Raw genomic sequence first — 16,898 nt, 5'->3', positions numbered from 1 at the left:
TCGGGTCCGGTGCTCGAGTAGTAGTGGCCGGCCTTGAGGGCCGCGAGGAGCGCTTCCGGGGTGAGGGTGTCGGCGCGTACCTGGACCCAGGCCGCACAGCCCGGCGGGTCCTGGGGCTGGAAGTGCGCGTCGTCGGCGGCGTAGGCGCCAAGCCGGTGCCCCCGGTTGAGCAGGATGTCGGTCAGATGCCAGCTGTCGCCCCGGTCCTCGCGGGCCGAGAGTGCGTTGTAGACCTCGACCGCGTGGGCCGCGTCCAGGCTTTCGGCGTCGGCGAGGGTGAGCAGCGAAGCCGCGGGGTGGGCCATGCCGATGAACGCGCCCGCGGCCCGGGCCCGGCGGGCCAGGTGCGGTCCGCTCTCGCCGGGCTCGGGAGGTGGGAAGCCGAGTGGCACCCCCACGGCGACGATGTGCCACTCCGAGGAGAACTCGGTGCGCGGGGCATGCAGCTCCGCGCCCAACAGTGTGGTGAATCCGGGGGTGCGCAACGGCCGGGTGTCTGTCAGCGGGAATCCGTACCTGGCCCGGAAGTGATCGGTGATGGCCAGGAAGTCATAGCCGGCCTCCCGGTAGCGGCGCCCGATCTCCGCCGGCGGCAGTGCCCCGTCGGACCGGTCCGAGTGGGTGTGGAGATTGCCCCGCCAGAAGCGGCCGGGCCGGTGGAACGGCAGGTCGATCACGGGTACTCCCTGGACTACGGGCAACTGGTCGTTTGCCGAGACTCCGCCCCCAGGCTGCCGTCAGGCCGTACAGGCTGGGCCGTCTGCGGCTTGGGTGGGGCGTGGCCGGACGATCCTGCCGCATCCGCGTCCAATCTTATCCATTTTTGCCCGTATTCGCGAATCCGGTGGGTCGCTGGCAGGTATTGCCCACTTGACTGGTTGGGATGGTCATGGTGCCGTTGGTGGTGTGTGGAGAACAGTTCTCCTGGTCGCTCGGATACACATCGACCTCATGCGGATGATCTGCGGGCGCTGTTACCGCGGCTGATCGGCTGCCGCCTGTACGGCCCCGTCTGCGCAGGCCCGGCGGTTCACCGTCTGCAAGCACCGCGCGTTCCACCGTCTCCCCTGTGCCTCTCGCCGCACCCGAGTCACATGGTCATTTACGCAGGCCGCCGCCGGACACGGGGGTTCGTGGCACAGGTCCTGATCCGCTGCGCTTCACCCACCCTTCCACAAAGGACGCCGACCCTCGTGAGAAAATCGCCGACCCGGACAATGCCGGTTCAGACGACAGCGCCGGTTCAGACGACAGCGCCGGTTCAGCCGACAGCGCCGGTCCAGCCGGCCAAGCCGATTCAGACGACCGGAACAGCCGGGATGGCGGCGGCGTCCGCCGAACATCCGGTGCGGGCGCTGCTGACCCGACGCGGCCTGCTGGCCGGTACCGGCGCCGGTGGGCTTGCCGCGCTCCTCGCGGCGTGCGGCGGTTCGACGGGTGACGCGGACGCCGCCGACTCCTCGGCGTCCTCGACCGCGGGCGGGAAGCGGGGAGGCACCGTCACCCTGAGCGCTCCGCCGCCGCCGACCGCGCTGGATCCGGTGACGATGTACGACGGCACCGCGATCGCCCTGGTCCAGCTCGTCGCCGACTACCTGATCTGGCTGGACTCCGACTTCCAGCTGCAACCCCGGCTGGCGACCGCGTGGACGTCGTCGGAGGCGGGCCGGACCTGGTCGTTCACCATCCGTCAGGGAGTCCTCTTCTCCGACGGCACACCTTTGGACGCGGCCACGGTGAAGGCGTCGTTCGACCGTCTGCTCGATCCCGCGAACAAGTCCGCGGCGCTGTCGGCGTTCGACACGGTGCTCAAGGCCGGCGGTGTCTCGCTGGCGGGCTCCGACACGGTCGTGTTCCGCCTCGAGCGGCCGTTCTCGGAGTTTCCCTATCTGGTGTCCGCCGGCAACTACAACGCGCTCATCCTGAAGCCGGACTACCAGGTGGGCACGTTCGCCCAGAAGGCGATCGGCACAGGCCCGTTCCTGCTGAACTCCTATGACAGCGGCACGGGCGCGTCGTTCACCCGTAACCCGAGGTACTGGGATTCCGGGAAGCCGTATCTCGACGGCGTCCGGGTGGCTTTCTACAAGGACGAGCAGGCCGATCTGCTCGCGTTGCAGAGCGGTGCCGTCGACGGGCAGATCCTGTCGGATGCCAGCCTGGTGGGCCCGGTCGCGGGCGGCGGCTCCATCGCCGTCGACAAGGTGAACAGCACCGGCCTGACCGCGTTCACGCTGCGCGTCGACAGGCCGCCGTTCACGCGGAAGGAGGTCCGCCAGGCGGTCGCGTACGCCCTGGACCGGCCGGGGGTGCTGACCAGCGTGCGCGACGGGGCCGGTGTCCTGGGCAACGACCATCTCTTCGCGCCCTCGTTCGCCAGCGCGCCGACCGATCTCCAGCAGCGCGCCAGGGACGAGGCGAAGGTCAGGTCGCTGCTGGCCGCCGCGGGCGTGGACAACCTGCGTTTCACCCTCAGCTTCGACCCGCCGAACAGGTCCTACGCGCTGGTCATCCAGGACCAGCTCAAACAGGTCGGCATCACCGTGGACCTCGACCAGCAGACCTCCGGGGCGTTCTACGGGGGCGACCAGACCACCGACACCCCGTGGCTGTTCACAACCGCGAACCTTGTCGGCTGGGCGGGCCGGCCCACGGCGAGCCAGTTCATCATCCCGATGGTGAAGAGCCAGGGGGTGTGGAACGGCTCCAAATACGCCAACCCGGCCGTGGACGCGGCGGCCACCGCCTACGACGCGGCCACCGACCCGGCCGAACGGAAGAAACAGGCGGAAATCATCGCGCGGGCGCTCAACGAGGACGTGCCGGTCATCGTCAGCGTGTGGAACGGCGCGGTCCGCGCCTACCGGACCGACCGGATCAGGGGGCTGCGGGCGCACCCGTCGGCGTTCCTGGACCTGACGACCGTGACCAGGGCCTGATCGGGTGTGGCGCGTTTCCTGGTCAGACGGCTGCTGACGATCCCGGTCACGCTGCTGGCGGTCAGCCTGCTGGTGTTCGTCGCGACCGAGCTGATCCCCGGCGACGTCGCCCGGGTCGTGCTCGGCCCGGAAGCGAGCCAGGCCTCCGTGGACGCGCTGCGCCACCAGCTGCGGCTGGACCAGCCGCTGCCCAGCCGGTACCTGCACTGGCTGGGCGGGTTCGTCACCGGTGACTGGGGACAGTCCTACACGCTCGGGGTGGCGGTCCGGCCACTGACGATGGGCCGGCTGGGCCAGAGCCTGCTGCTGGCCCTGCTCGCCTTCGCGCTGCTCGTGCCGTTCGCGCTGGCGCTCGGCCTCGCCGCGGGGCTGCGGGAGGGGCGCCCGCTCGACCGGGTTCTCAGCGTGACCGGCCTGAGCCTCGGGGCCACACCGGAGTTCGTCACCGGGGTCGTGCTGCTGGTGGTCTTCAGCGTCCAGCTGCACTGGCTGCCCTCCTCGGCCCAGGCGCCCCCGGGAGCGGGGCTGGCGACCCGGGTGGAACATCTGCTGCTGCCGGCGATCTCGCTGGTCCTGCTGTGTGCCGGCTACGTCGCCCGGCACGTGCGGGCCAGCACCGCCGCTACGCTGTCCAGCCCGTTCATCCGGGCGATGCGGGTGCGCGGCCTGCCCGAGGGGCAGCTCGTGCGCAGGCACGTGCTGCGCAACTGCCTGGTCCCGGCGACGAGCGCGCTCGCCGTCCAGCTGCAGTTCCTGCTCGCCGGGCTGGTCACCGTCGAGCTGCTGTTCGGCTACCAGGGCATCGGCGACCTGCTGCTGACGTCCGCGACCAGCAAGGACGTGCCGACCCTGCAGGCCACCGCGATCGTCCTCGGCGCGGTGGGCATGCTCGTCTACGTCGTCGCGGACGTCGTGTACGCGCTGCTCGACCCGCGGATCCGGGTCGGGAAGGTGGCTCACCAGTGAGCCAGGCGAGCCCGGTGGGCCAGGTGAGCCCTGGGATCCCAGGAGGCGCAGGGAGTCCAGGGAGCGTCGTCGACGCCGGGGCGCCGTCGGTCGCCGCCGTGGCCCGCGGGCCACGGGTCGTCCGGCGGCTGGTGCGCCGGCCGTCGTTCGTGGCGGGCGCGGTCCTGCTCCTCGGATGGGCCGTCGTCGCGGCGTTCTGGCCGCATCTCGTCCCCGCCGACCCGATGACCCAGCATCCGGCCGAGCGGTTCCGTCCGCCGGGCTGGGGCCACCTGTTCGGCACCGACCAGTTCGGACGGGACGTGCTGGCGCGGGTGCTGGCCGGTGCCCGTCCCGTGCTGGAGGTCGCTCCGCTGGCGGCCGCGGCCGGGGTGGCCGCCGGCAGCCTGCTCGGGCTGGTGTGCGGCGTCCGGCGGGGCCTGCTGGACGAGATCGTCATGCGGGTCGTCGACGCGCTCGCGGTCTTCCCGAGCCTGGTCGGGGTGGTGGTCGTGGCGGCGCTGGTGGGCAGGTCCACCACCGCCCTGATCGTCGTTATTGGAGTGTTCTTCGTGCCGATTGTTACTCGCAGTGTGCGGGCTGCGGCGCTGGTCGAGCGGGAGAAGCCCTATGTCGAGGCGGCGCGGCTGCGCGGTGAGCCGTTCCCGTCCCTGCTGGGCCGCGAGGTGCTACCCAACGTCGCCGGAACCGTGCTGGTGGAGGCGACGTCCCGGCTCGGTGACGCGGTCTTCGCCGCCGCGACCCTGTCGTTCCTCGGGCTCGGCCAGCCGCCGGGCTCCCCGGAGTGGGGCGCCTCCGTGGCGGACAGCCGGGTCTTCCTCCAGCACGCCTGGTGGACGGTGCTCTTCCCGGCGCTCGCCGTCGCAAGCCTCGTCATCGGCGTCGCCCTGGTCGCGGACAACCTGCGGGAACAGGTGGCGGCGCGGTGAACGGGCCGATGGTCGGCGGCGCGGTGAGCGGGCTGGCGGTCGGTGGCGCGGTCGGCGGCACACCGGCGGGCGTGACCGGGCCGGGCACGCCCGGGGGGCTCGTCGTCGACGGGCTGAGCGTGAGCTACCCGGCGTCGGGCGCGCGGGTGGCCGCCGTGGACGGCGTGAGCCTGCGGGTGCGTCCCGGTGAAAGCTACGGGCTGGTGGGGGAGTCCGGATCCGGCAAGAGCACCCTGGCGGCGGCGCTGGCCGGTGTCCTGCCCGACGGCGGCCGGGTCGAGCACGGCAGCATCCACCTGGACGGCGTCGACGTCGGCGGCCTGCCGGAACGGGACCGGCGCCGGTGGCGGGCGACCGCGTTCGCCATGGTCCACCAGGGTGCCACCAGCAGCCTGGACCCGACGGCCCGCGTCGGCGCGCAGGTGGCCGAGGCCTGCCGGTTGCAGGGGCTGTCGCGTGCCGCGGCCCGCCTGCGGGCGCTGGAGCTGCTGGCGGCGGTGCGCCTGCCCGAGCCGGCCGTGATCGCGCGGCGATGGCCGCACCAGCTGTCGGGCGGGCAGCAGCAGCGGGTTGGCATCGCGGCGGCGCTCGCGTCGCGTCCGCGGCTGCTCGTCCTCGACGAGCCGACCACCGGCCTGGACGCGGCGGTGGCACGCGAGATCCTCGACCTCCTGCAGGCGTTGCGGCGGGAGATCAATGCCGCCGTCGTGCTCATCAGCCACGACCTCGCGCTTGTCGCCCGCCGCTGCGACCGGATGGGGGTCCTCTACGCGGGACGCCTGGTCGAGGAGGGCCGGGCGGCCGAGCTGCTCACCGCGCCGCGGCATCCCTACACCGCCGGCCTGGTCGCGGCGGCCCCCGTGGTCGGGGTCACCCGCCGGGAGCGCAGGCTGCTGGCGGTGCCGGGCCAGCCGCCGGCCCCCAGCGAACGTCCGGGCGGCTGCGCGTTCGCGGACCGCTGCGCGCTCGTCGACCAGACCTGCCGCACCCGGGAGCCGTCGCTCGTCCCCGTCCCCGCCGTCCCCGCCGTCCCTGCTCTCCCTGCTCTCCCTGCCGTCCCCGCCGTCGCTGCCTCCGCTACCGGAGTCCCGCCGGACGGGCTCCCGGAGCGGCGGTTGGACGTGCGCCCGGACGGGCACCTGGTGCGCTGCCACCACAGTGGCCGCGGCCCGACGCCGCGTCTTCCCGAGCAGACCACTGAAGTGGACCGCGCGGGCCCGGGGCTGCGGCCGGGGCTGCTGTCCGTGCGGGGGCTCTCCCGCGGCTACGGCCGGACGCCGGTGCTGGACGGGATCGACCTCGACATCGCCTACGGCGAGGTGCTCGGCCTCGTCGGCGAATCCGGCAGCGGCAAGAGCACCCTCGCCCGGGCGCTGGTGGGTCTCGGGCCCGATGGCCCGGGGGAGCTCCGGCTCGCCGGACACCTCCTGCCGTCCCGGCTGTCACGTCGGTCCGCCGAAGACCGCCGCCGGGTGCAGATGGTCTTCCAGGATCCCGACACCACCCTCAACCCGCGACACTCCGTGTCCACCGTGCTGCGCCGGGCGTTGGTGACGCTGCGCGGATCGGGTACGGTCACCGACCTTGCCGGCCGGGTCCAGCTCGGCCCTCGCCTCCTGCCGCTGCGGACCGCCCGGCTGTCCGGCGGGCAGAAACAGCGGGTGGCCATCGGCCGGGCCTTCGCCGGCGAACCCGAACTGGTCGTCTGCGACGAACCGGTGTCAGCGCTGGACGTGAGCGTCCAGGCCGCTGTGCTGGAGCTGCTGGCGGCCGCGCGGGACACCGGCGGCGTCTCCTACCTGTTCATCTCCCACGACCTGGCCGTCGTGGGCTACCTGGCGGACCGGTTGGCCGTCCTGTACCAGGGGCAGATTGTCGAGGTCGGTCCCACCTCCGCCGTGCTGTCCGGCCCGCACCATCCGTACACCGACAGCCTGACCGGGGACGGTGTGCCGGGCCAGGTGTCTGGCCGTCCGGATTCGGTGGGGCGGGCCGGCTGCCGGTTCGCCTGGACCTGCCCCCACCGGCTGGACGGCCTGTGTGATCGGGTGGCTCCTCCCGTCCGGCTGCTGTCCGGGCCGGTCGGAGCGCCTGCGCACACGGTGCGTTGCCACCTCGAGCCGTCTGATCTGCCCAGGGCTGCGTCGACACCGCTCGCCGGGTCAGGTACGCGGGTTACGCGGGTACTGCCAGCCGCGGCAGGAGAGAGCGTGACGTCCGGACGCCCTGTCGCCGCGGAGACGTCGGCGAGCCCGGCCGGCACCGGCACCGGCACAACGACATCGACAAACGGAAAGGGAGTCCGAACATGAGCGGCACGACATCGACCGGAACATCAACCGGCTCCATCGCGACCGAGACAGGTGAGCGGGATCCTTTCTCGCTGCGGCCGCGCGACCTGCGCCCCGTGCGGACCGAGCCGAACGGCCGGCGGATCCGGGTGCTCTTCAACGGGCAGGTGATCGCGGACAGCACCCGGACGCTGTACGTCTTCGAGACCGGGCACCTGCCGGTGTACTACTTCCCGCGCGCGGACGTCCGGTTCGACCTGCTCACCCCCACCGACCACCACACGCGCTGCCCGCGCAAGGGCGACGCGTCCTACTTCACCATCACCGTCGGTGATCGGAGTGCTGAGAACGCGGTCTGGGCCTACCCGGATCCGATCCCCGAGGCGGCCGAGCTCGCCGACCATGTCGCCTTCTACTGGGACAGGGCCGATGCCTGGTACGAGGAGGACGAGGAGGTCTTCGTCCACCCCCGCGACCCCTACAAGCGTGTCGACGCGCTGCCCTCGTCGCGGCACGTCGAGGTCCGTGTCGGCGGCGAGCTGTTGGCCGACACCCACCATCCGACCCTGCTCTTCGAGACCGGGCTGCCGATCCGTTACTACCTGCCCAAGCTCGACGTGCGATGGGACCGGCTGACACCGGCACCGACCCGCACCCGCTGCCCGTACAAGGGCGAAGCGCGGTACTGGTCTCACGAGAGACCGGACGGTACGCGGATCGACGACATCGCGTGGAGCTACGCCGAATCCATTCCAGAGATCCCGAAGATCGCTGGTCTTGTCGCGTTCTTCAACGAGCGGGTCGACCTGACCGTAGACGGTGTCCGCCAGCCGCGCCCCAGCACGCCCTGGTCCTGACCGGCGTATCGGCCTCGTACTTCACATATCTGTCCGCATCTGCCCGTATCTGTTGTTATTCATCCCACGGTCCGTTCGCGCCTCGCCCTGACAATTCGCTCCCGATCTCGACATCCCGGCACCGCAATCCCCGAGACATCCCCGGAGGGACATCCGCCATGAGCGACACGATTCCCGTCATCGACTTTCAGGCGGCCCTCGCCGAGGACGCCCCCGCCGGCCTGCTGCGGCGGATCCGCGACGCGGCCGAGAGCATCGGACTGATCCAGGTGGTCAACCACGGCGTCCCGCAGGACCTGATCGAGGACTTCGAGCGGCGGATCGGGCGCATCCTGCGGCTGCCCCGCGCCGAGAAGGCCACGCTCGCCAGCCCCACCGGGCATCCCTACCGCGGCTGGCGCCAGTGGCCCGACGACTTCGGCCGCCTGGAGCTCGAGCGGTACTCGATCGCCCAGTTCGACAACCCGGCCGATGCCGCCGCTGCCGGGGTCAGCCGGCGGTGGCTCGGGCTCTACGAGCACGCCAACGTCTGGCCACCGCAGGACCCCGGCCTGCGCGAGGTCACCTTCGCCTACATCGACGCGGCCGTCGGCCTGGCCCGGCGGGCGCTGGGCCTGTACGAGCGGATCCTCGGCCTGCCCGCCGGCGGCTTCCCGCACGACGAGCCCCACTACACCAGCTTTGTCGTCAACGACTACCCGACCTGGACCTACCCGGACACCGCCTCCGACGAGGACAAACTCCTGCTGCTGGAGCACACGGACACCTCGGCCGTGACGATCCTGCACCAGAGCGGCGACTACACCGGGCTGCAGGTGCAGCTACCCGACGGAAGGTGGATCCCGGTGCCTGCCGTGCCCGGCGCGCTGCAGGTGTTCTCGGGGACGATCCTCACCCGCTGGACCAACGGCCGGCTACGTCCCGTCCGCCACCGGGTCGTGGCCGGCGGCACGGTGACCCGACGGTCCATCGGGATCTTCTACCATCCGAGCCTCGACACCGTGCTCGAGCCGCTGCCGGCCTTCGCCGGCGCGGACGGCACCGGCTTCGAACCGGCGGTGCTGGGCGAGCTCACCGAGAACGGGGTCGAGGACTACCTCAGGACCTACGGCCGTCCCGATCAGATAGCGGCCTGGCGGGAGGGCCGGCCGTACGTCTCCGAGCTGGCGGAAACCTCGGCCGGACGCTGAACCGCCCAGCGGGAGGGGCGAACGGATCCGATGATGCGTGTTTCCTGGCCTGTCGGGCCAACGACCTTCCGCCTGTCATGCAACGTCGCGTGGCTAGAATCGCAACAGCTTGTGCGGAGGATATGGACGTTTTCATGATGGTGGGCGGTAGTTGGTGCCGTCCGGGGGTGAACGCCGAGCCGTGATCGTCGATCGTGCGCGGATAGGCGCCGCGCTGCCCGCCTACGAGCTGGGCACCCAGCTCGGTACCGGCGCGTTCGGGCTGGTGATCGAGGGCCGGCACCGCCGGCTGGAGCGGCCCGTGGCCATCAAGGTGCTGGCCGCGGCCCAGGAGGGCGCGGGCACCGATTTCGCCGCCGAGGCGCGGCTGCTCGCCGGTATCGACCACCCGCATGTGGTCCGGGTCTACGACTACGTCGAGACCGTGGACCTGCATCTGATTATCATGGAGCTGCTGGGCGGGGGGACGCTGACCCGCCGCCGGGTGGGCCTGCCGCCCGAGGACGCCTGCGCGGCCGGGCTGGCCGTGGCCACGGCGTTGTCCTGCGCGCACGGCCAGGGGATGCTGCACCGCGACATCAAGACCGACAACATGCTCTTCGACACCACGGGCCTGCTGAAGGTCACCGACTTCGGGATCGCGAAGATCGTCGAAGGGACGGCGGCCACCGCCAGCGCGCTCGTGGGCACCCCCGCCTACATGGCCCCCGAGCAGATCACCGGTGGCCGGCTGGGCCCGGCCACCGACCTGTACGCGCTGGGGGTCGTGCTCTACCACCTGCTGACCGGCGCGGCGCCGTTCGACCCGAAGCTGCCGGTGCGCGCGCTGTGGCAGCAGCACCTCGACGTCGTCCCAGCGTCGCCGACAGGGGTGCCCGCCCCGGTCGCGGAGGTCGTCCTGCGCGCCCTGGCCAAGGATCCGGCCGCCCGCCAGCCCTCCGCCCACGCCTTCGCCCTCGAGCTGGCCCATGCCGCCGCCGACGCCTACGGCCCGGGCTGGACCACCCGCTCCAGCATCCGGCTGCGCCTCGACGACGACATCCGTCAGGCCGCCGGCCACGTGCCGGCACCCGGCGAGCGGGTGCCGCCGACGGCCAGGTATGTACCCACAGCGCCACCGCCACCGGCTGACGCCTTCAGGCCCGCGGGGCCGCCGCCACCGGCAGGTGCCTTCAGGCCCGCGGCGGCCCCGCCACCGGCAGGTGCTTCCGACAAGGCAGACGCTTTCAGGCCCGCGACGCCACCGCCGGCGGCAGATGTCCTCAACAAGCAGGAGACACCCGCGTACCAGGCCCGTGGCCACGAGCCGCGCCTGAGAGCCGGCCGTGGCGCCGATACCGGCGCGGACAGCACAGGTATCGGCGCCGGCTATGGCGCGCAGGGCACGCAGCCGCCCTGGCCGCACCAGGCACAGCCGCCATTGCCAGGCACGTTGCCCTTCCAGCCGCCGGCCGTACCCCCTGGTGATGGCGACCGGGGCCGTAGGCCTCGGCGCCGGCTGCGGTGGGCGGTCGTGACCGCTTTCCTGCTGGCCGCCGTCATCGCCGCGGTCGTTTCCCTGGCCACCCTCACCGGCACCGGTGACGGCGAAGCCTCGCTGGCGAGCGCAGGGGCGGCCGGCTCGCGCGGCCCGATTGTTTCGCCGTCCTCACCAGGATCGTCTGCTTCGTCGTCATCGAGAGGCTCATCGGATTCGTCCGCCTCATCCGCATCATCACCTTTGCCGGTTTCATCGGTTTCGGGCGACGCCGTTTCTGGAGCCGCCGGAGGCGCCAGTCCGTCGGCGCTCTCCGGGACGAGGCCATGGTCCGAGGCGACCGCGGTGCTGACCGCGACGGACGGCGTGGCCACCTCGGTACGGGCCGAAACACTGTCCTACTGCATCTCCGTGGGGCACGGCATCACGCTGTCCAGCGGCCAGGACATCCCGTTCGAGAAAATGAGAAGCATAGAGGTGCTGCGCTCGGACGAGCAGTTCACCCCGAACGGCAAGGCCGACCTGGTCGTCACCCTGCTCACCGGCCAGACGGCGCGGGGTGGCATCGGAACCGGCTGCGATTTCTTCGGCACCAACGACCTGGGCCGTTTCAGCATCTACCCGAACCGCCTGAAGCGAATAGACTTCCAGCGATAGAATCCCGGCCGGGCCGTGGACGCTGTCCGCGGGCTTCCGTACGGGCACGATCCGGACGAGTTCGTCGTTCGGTACGTTTTTCGGCCCGGCTGGCGTACATGGCAACAAACATACGGCGATCTTTTTCGCAGCCTGTCAACGAATGTCGTCACCGGCGTGGCCGCTGATGATTAGCTGACCGTTGCTCCGTGTGTGTCCGGCGGCGGGCGGACGTTGCCCGCGCGATCCGGGGCCGGCCGGGTACGGCTTCGGGGCGGTCGCGATCTTCCTGTGTCCGGTGTCCTGTGCTGCCGCGTCGGGCCGCCGTGTCCGCTGGGCCGGTAACGTTGTACTGGTCATGACCGTGTCCCTCGACGGCCATCCGTGGCCGAGCTCCGGCAGCCGCCGTACGTCTCGGCAGTCCGACCTGTTCGACCGGCTCGTCGAGATTTTCCTGCGTGAGGGGTTCGCGCACTTCACACTTGCTGATCTTGCCGCGCGGCTGCGCTGCTCGAAGTCGAGCCTTTACACGCTGGCGCACAGCAAGGAGCAGCTTGCCGTCGCGGTCGTCGTCCACTTCTTCCGTGCCGCCGCGGCCGAGGTGGAGCGGCGGGTGGCCGAGGTCGTGGATCCGGGTGCGCGGGTCGGCGCTTATCTGGCGGCCGTGGCGGAGGAGCTGAAGCCGGCGTCCGAGGCCTTCCGGCGGGATCTCGCAGCCTTCCCGCCGGCCCGCGACGTCTACGAGCTCAACACGCGGGTCGCGGCGGCGCGGATTCGTACGCTCGTCGCCGAAGGGGTGGCCGGCGGGGCTTTCCGTGATGTGCACGCGTCCTTTGTCGGGCATGTCGCGACCCTTGCGATGGTCGCCATTCAGCAGGGCGAGATCGCGGGTGTCACCGGCCTCTCCGATGCCGACGCCTACGCCGAGCTGGCGAAACTGCTGCTGCACGGGATCGTCCAGGACGCGGATACGGACGCGGATGCGGACGCCGCCGAACAGCCTTGCCTGACCGAACGGCCAGCGGCCTGCCCGGCTGACTGACGGTGTGAACGGAGTGGCGGCCCGCCGGGGCGCGCGTGCCGGGCCGGGGCGAGGAGCTGTCAGGAGCAGGCGAGGTGCCGGCTGATGACCAGCCGCTGGATCTGGTTGGTGCCTTCGAAGATCTGCATGACCTTGGCTTCGCGCATGTACCGTTCGACCGGATAGTCGTGGGTGTAGCCGGCACCGCCGAACACCTGGACGGCGTCCTCGGTGACTTTCATGGCGGCGTCGGTGGCGACCAGTTTGGCGATGCTGGCCTGGCGGGAGAACGGCAGCCCAGCGTCGCGGCGGCGGGCGGCGGCGAGCGTGGTGGCGCGTGCCGACTCCACGGCGGCGGCCATGTCGGCGAGCAGGAAACCGAGCCCCTGGTGCTCGATGATCGGTTTGCCGAAGCTCGTGCGCTGCCGGGCGTAGGCGACCGCGTCGTCGAGGGCGCGCTGGGCCAGGCCGACGGCGGTGGCGGCGATCCCGAGACGGCCGGAGTCCAGCGCGGACAGGGCGATCGACAGCCCCTGCCCGGGCTGTCCGACCAGCCGGTCGGCGGGCAGCCGGACGTCGGAGAAGTTCACGATGGCGGTGGGGGAGCCCCGCAGCCCCATCTTCCGCTCCGGCGGCTGGGCGGTCAGGCCGTCGCTCGTGGCGTCGGCGACGAAGCAGGAGATGCCGCCGGAGCGGTCGTCGGAGGTGCGGGCGAAGACGGTGTAGAAGTCCGCCGCCCCGCCGTGGGTGACCCACGCCTTGGTCCCGGTCAGCAGGAAGCCGCCGTCCGTGGTGGCGGCCGCGCGGGTGCGCATCGCGCTCGGGTCCGAGCCGGCGTGCGTCTCGGACAGGCAGTAGGCGCCCAGCAGGTCGCCATCGAGCAGCCGCGGGAGCAGGGTCGCGCGTTGTTCCGGGCTGCCGGCGATGGCCAGCGGGTAGCAGGACAGCGCGTGCACACTGACGCCGACGGCGACCGCCGCCCACCGGTAGGCGATCTCCTCCAGGACCTGCAGGTACACTTCGAACGGCTGGCCGCCGCCGCCGGCCTCCTCGGGGTAGGGCAGGCTGAGCAGCCCGGCCCGGCCCAGGACGGTGAACGCGTCGCGAGGGAACCGGCCGGCCTCCTCCCACTCGGCCACCCGCGGCTCGAGCTCCTTCTCCGCGATCGTGCTGGCGAGTTCGACCAGTTCGCGCGCCTCGTCCGAGGGCAGCTGACGTTCCGCGGGCATCCGGGCCTCCTGACGACTCGGAGAGTCGATACTCGAAGTCGTACCAGAGTACTGCTTCATTCCTTTTCGGCAGGTGGGCCCGGCTGCCGTGGACTGTCTCCGCCGTCGACGTAGCCGTAGGAGACCGAACCGGAAGCAGCGGCTTCCGCGATCATCTGCTCGGTGCCGGGGCCCGCCGGGGCCCCGCTGTCGATCATCAGGTGGGCGTCCGTCCAGCGGTCGTTCGAGCGGTCGTTCGGCGGATGAATCAACGGCGCCGGTGCCGACGGGGCCGCTCCGGCGTTCTTGCCGTGTGGATGATGCCGGTGCCGCCATGCCATAACACCCACCGCCGCTGACCTGCGGCTACATGTTGCTTTCGTCCGAGTTCTCCAATTCGGGCGTTGTTCTGCGCCGCGTCCCATAAAATCACATGGTTCGCTGTCACGCTCGTCGATGCGAGAAAGGTCAGGATCAGGTGTGGGGGAACTCGCCATTGTCACCGGCGCTTCGCTGGATTCGTCAGGTATCTCTGGGGTGAATTATATCGACCAGGCAGGTGACCGGCATTATGCGTCGTCGGATCCGGTGGCCCGTGGTGCGCACGACAGTCTGCGGCGGACGCCGGTCACCGCGAAGCGACTGACTTCCAACGGGCTGTCGATCCCTTTCGACAGCGATCGTTTCGCGTTGCTGCGTGACAGCACCCCGCTGCTGTCCAATCCGGTTGCGCTCCGGCGCCGGTTCCACGAGGACGGCTATCTGCACCTGCGCGGCGCGCTCGATCCGGACGAGGTCCGCGCGCTGCGGGCCGGCTATTTCTCCCGGTTCGACCCGGTCTACCTGAAGCCCGGGACCGAGCCGGTTCACGGTGTTTTCTCCGGGCAGCTGCCGCCGGGCCTTCCGCCGCACGGCTGGCCGGGCCATCCGGCCCACAGCTTCGTCCGTTCAGCCGCTTTCAGCCGGTTCATAAAGAACCCGCAGCTGCTGCGCCTGGCCGAGACACTGCTGGAGGCCCCCGCGGTTCTGCTGCCGCGGCATATTGTCCGGCATTTCCACCGTGGGTCGCTCACCGCGACCCGCGCCCATGCGGACTTCGACTACCTCGACGCGGGCTCCGACCGCCTGGTGACGATGTGGATACCGTTGGGTGACTGCTCGGTCGAGACCGGCGGCATGGTCTACCTGGAGGGGTCGCACCGGCTCAGCCGCGAGAAGCTGGCGCCCCTGCGTGCGGTGACGGACCGCCCGGGCGATCCCCGGCCGATCAGCCACGACCTCTTCTGGGTCTCCAGCCAGCTGGGCCTGCGATGGATGCACGTCGTCAGCAGGGCCGGCGACATCACCCTGCACAACTCGCACCTCATCCACGCGTCCCTGGACGTCACAGGGGACGTGATGCGGCTGTCCACCGATCTGCGCTTCGCCCGCCGTGGCGACACCATTGACCACCGCTGGACGATCCCCTGGTCGGGCGACGACGGGAACTGAGAGCTCGGCATCCTCCCCCGTGCCGCTCCAGGCGCGGTGGCGCTGCTACAGCGGTCACGAAGCGGCTTAAGGACCGGTACGCGGGCCACCGCGCGGCGGCGTCGGGACCATGGCGAACAGCGATGCTCTACAGCGATGCTCTCACCGGCCCGGGCCCGAGCGTCGGAACAGCGGCCGGCGGCGTATCCGGAGCGGGAATATCCAGCGTGGAGCGCGATTCCACCAGAAGTGCGGAAAAATCTTGCGAAGACCGCTCCTCGCATATCGCTCACATCAGGGCCTGTCCTGCCCACTGGTCGCGGAGATGCCGAACAGTATCCTGATGACGTCAGCACGGACAGGCATGTGCGGTAGGAGACACGGCGTGCAGAATGACCCACGATCGATTTCGTCCACGGGTGACGAGCCGGATTGTGCCAGGGTCACCACCGACACCGGCGAACCGGTGACGATACGTATTCCCGCGGACGGGGTCGAGCTGGTCGGCGATGCCTACGGCGACCCGGCCGCCGCCCCGGTCCTGCTCCTGCACGGCGGCGGCCAGACCCGTCATTCCTGGGGCACGACCGCCCGTATGCTCGCCCGTGACGGCTGGTACGCGCTCACCATCGATCTACGCGGGCACGGCGACAGCGGCTGGTCGCCCGACGGGATCTACCCCCTGAGCCGGTTCGCCGCCGATGTCGTGGCGGCCGTGCGGTGGACGGGGCGGGCGCCCGTGCTCATCGGGGCATCCCTCGGCGGCATTGCCTCGCTGACGGCTCTCAGGCAGCATCCCGATCTCGCGGCTGGTGTCGTCCTGGTCGACGTCTCACCGTTCCTGCAGGCCGCCGGTACGAACCGCATCCGGGAGTTCATGACGGCCAGGCCGGAGGGCTACGGCTCCCTGGACGAGGTCGCCGACGCCGTCGCGGCCTATCTCCCGCAACGGCCCCGGCCGCGCAACATCAGCGGCCTGCGCAAGAACCTCCGCCGGGTCGACGGCCGGTGGTTCTGGCACTGGGATCCCGCTTTTCTGCGTGATACCAGCAATCAGCTGTCCCAGCGCGGGCACGTGGTCATGCCCGGGCTCGAGGAGGCGGCCGTCTCGCTGCGGATCCCGACTCTGCTCGTGCGCGGCGGCAGGTCGGACGTACTGAGCGTCGACGATGCCCGGCGTTTCCTTGAGCTGGTTCCCCACGCCGAATATGTCGACGTGGCCGACGCCCATCACATGGTCGCCGGCGACGACAACTCGGTCTTCGACCAGGCTGTCCGCGACTTCTTCGACCGGCGTGTCCGTTCCCGCCAGCGTCTCGGCCTCGGCACGGCCCCCCGCCCTCGTCGTGACGCGCGGTGAGCGCGCCGTGGGCCTCATGCGGTGAGCGTGCCGTGGGCACCGGGCCACTGCGCGGTGTCAGATGAGCTGTTCGGCCCAGATGCTCTTGCCGGTGCGGTTGTAGCGGGTGCCCCAGTGGTGGGTGAGCTGGGCGATGAGGAACAGGCCGCGGCCGTTCTCGTCGAGGGTGCGGGCGCGGCGCAGGTGGGGGGCGGTGCTGCTGGCGTCGGAGACCTCGCAGATGAGGGCGCCGCGGTCGCGGATGAGGCGCAGGTGGATGGGGCCGGTGGTGTGGCGGATGGCGTTGGTGACCAGTTCGCTGACGACGAGGGTGGTGGTGGGGATGACGTCGGGCAGGTTCCAGGCGGTGAGCTGGCGGATGGTGTGGGCGCGGGCGTGGGCGACGACGGCGGGGTCGGCGGGCAGGTCCCAGGAGGCGACCTGGCCGGCGGTGAGGGTGTGGGTGCGGGCGAGCAGGACGGCGACGTCGTCGTCGGCGGCGGGCCGGTCCGGCAGCAGAGTAGCGAGTATGTGATCACATGTGGTCTCGAGAGTGGGGGCAGGCGTGGACAGGG

At 71.1% G+C, this 16,898-nt stretch carries 14 protein-coding genes; 10 read left to right on the top strand and 4 right to left on the bottom strand.

The genetic code is table 11. From position 1 onward, the window contains the following. Window positions 1-677, bottom strand: a 677-nt coding sequence (locus tag NBX02_RS21240; RefSeq protein ID WP_250286590.1) for a CehA/McbA family metallohydrolase, incomplete at its 3' end; no start/stop codon positions are given. A 642-nt stretch (window positions 678-1,319) separates the two neighbouring features. Here NBX02_RS21240 and NBX02_RS21235 point away from each other — a divergent pair. The 8 genes from NBX02_RS21235 to NBX02_RS21200 all read left to right on the top strand — a co-directional run bounded on the left by NBX02_RS21235 (window position 1,320) and on the right by NBX02_RS21200 (window position 12,327). After that, window positions 1,320-2,939, top strand: a complete 1,620-nt coding sequence (locus tag NBX02_RS21235) for an ABC transporter substrate-binding protein (protein WP_445548565.1) — start codon at window positions 1,320-1,322, stop codon at window positions 2,937-2,939. 6 nt (window positions 2,940-2,945) lie between these two features. Further along, window positions 2,946-3,905: an ABC transporter permease gene (locus tag NBX02_RS21230; RefSeq protein ID WP_250286594.1), complete on the top strand. Its 960-nt coding sequence runs from the start codon at window positions 2,946-2,948 to the stop codon at window positions 3,903-3,905. Continuing rightward, a complete protein-coding gene (locus NBX02_RS21225) occupies window positions 3,902-4,834 on the top strand; it encodes an ABC transporter permease (protein ID WP_250292710.1) in 933 nt (310 codons plus the stop codon). Before NBX02_RS21230 ends, NBX02_RS21225 begins: the two co-directional genes overlap by 4 nt. After that, on the top strand, window positions 4,831-7,146 hold the full coding sequence (locus NBX02_RS21220; RefSeq protein WP_250292708.1) for an ABC transporter ATP-binding protein: 2,316 nt from the start codon (window positions 4,831-4,833) through the stop codon (window positions 7,144-7,146). The genes NBX02_RS21225 and NBX02_RS21220 overlap by 4 nt, the downstream gene beginning before the upstream one ends. After that, window positions 7,143-7,982, top strand: coding sequence for a DUF427 domain-containing protein (locus tag NBX02_RS21215; protein WP_250292706.1), 840 nt, complete (start codon window positions 7,143-7,145; stop codon window positions 7,980-7,982). The genes NBX02_RS21220 and NBX02_RS21215 overlap by 4 nt, the downstream gene beginning before the upstream one ends. Before the next feature lie 158 nt (window positions 7,983-8,140). After that, window positions 8,141-9,172 carry a 2OG-Fe(II) oxygenase family protein gene (locus NBX02_RS21210; RefSeq protein ID WP_250286945.1) on the top strand — a complete coding sequence of 344 codons (1,032 nt, stop codon included), beginning with the start codon at window positions 8,141-8,143 and terminating at the stop codon, window positions 9,170-9,172. A gap of 181 nt (window positions 9,173-9,353) precedes the next feature. Next, on the top strand, window positions 9,354-11,306 hold the full coding sequence (locus tag NBX02_RS21205) for a serine/threonine-protein kinase (RefSeq protein ID WP_250286942.1): 1,953 nt from the start codon (window positions 9,354-9,356) through the stop codon (window positions 11,304-11,306). A gap of 337 nt (window positions 11,307-11,643) precedes the next feature. Next, the gene (locus NBX02_RS21200; RefSeq protein ID WP_250286940.1) at window positions 11,644-12,327 is read left to right on the top strand and encodes a TetR/AcrR family transcriptional regulator; all 684 of its coding nucleotides are present in this window, start codon (window positions 11,644-11,646) and stop codon (window positions 12,325-12,327) included. 59 nt (window positions 12,328-12,386) lie between these two features. On the opposite strand, the gene NBX02_RS21195 is transcribed toward NBX02_RS21200, so the two are convergent. Next, entirely contained in the window at window positions 12,387-13,535 is a 1,149-nt protein-coding gene (locus NBX02_RS21195; protein ID WP_250292705.1) for an acyl-CoA dehydrogenase family protein, read from the bottom strand. 56 nt (window positions 13,536-13,591) lie between these two features. Then, on the bottom strand, window positions 13,592-13,864 hold the full coding sequence (locus NBX02_RS21190; protein ID WP_250285000.1) for a hypothetical protein: 273 nt from the start codon (window positions 13,862-13,864) through the stop codon (window positions 13,592-13,594). Between the two features lie 130 nt (window positions 13,865-13,994). Here NBX02_RS21190 and NBX02_RS21185 point away from each other — a divergent pair, with 130 nt between their 5' ends. Together NBX02_RS21185 and NBX02_RS21180 are read left to right on the top strand one after the other, a co-directional pair. Next, window positions 13,995-15,005 carry a phytanoyl-CoA dioxygenase family protein gene (locus NBX02_RS21185; RefSeq protein ID WP_250292703.1) on the top strand — a complete coding sequence of 337 codons (1,011 nt, stop codon included), beginning with the start codon at window positions 13,995-13,997 and terminating at the stop codon, window positions 15,003-15,005. 364 nt (window positions 15,006-15,369) lie between these two features. After that, a complete protein-coding gene (locus tag NBX02_RS21180; protein WP_445548564.1) occupies window positions 15,370-16,344 on the top strand; it encodes an alpha/beta fold hydrolase in 975 nt (324 codons plus the stop codon). Between the two features lie 57 nt (window positions 16,345-16,401). Here NBX02_RS21180 and NBX02_RS21175 read toward each other — a convergent pair. Continuing rightward, on the bottom strand, window positions 16,402-16,898 hold a 497-nt coding region (locus tag NBX02_RS21175), incomplete at its 5' end, for an ATP-binding protein (RefSeq protein ID WP_250292701.1).

The sequence above is a fragment of the Protofrankia sp. CiP1_Cm_nod1 genome, from assembly GCF_920888515.1.
In the GTDB taxonomy this organism is placed as follows: domain Bacteria; phylum Actinomycetota; class Actinomycetes; order Frankiales; family Frankiaceae; genus Protofrankia.
The sequence above is the reverse complement of the archived record's forward strand: the minus strand, read 5'-3'. Positions and strand labels throughout refer to the sequence as shown.

Coding starts and splice junctions, on each gene's coding strand:
- NBX02_RS21235 (WP_445548565.1), top strand. CDS start 1,320: ATGGCGGCGGCGTCCGCCGAACATCCGGTGCGGGCGCTGCTGACCCGA.
- NBX02_RS21215 (WP_250292706.1), top strand. CDS start 7,143: ATGAGCGGCACGACATCGACCGGAACATCAACCGGCTCCATCGCGACC.
- NBX02_RS21210 (WP_250286945.1), top strand. CDS start 8,141: ATGAGCGACACGATTCCCGTCATCGACTTTCAGGCGGCCCTCGCCGAG.
- NBX02_RS21200 (WP_250286940.1), top strand. CDS start 11,644: ATGACCGTGTCCCTCGACGGCCATCCGTGGCCGAGCTCCGGCAGCCGC.
- NBX02_RS21195 (WP_250292705.1), bottom strand. CDS start 13,535: ATGCCCGCGGAACGTCAGCTGCCCTCGGACGAGGCGCGCGAACTGGTC.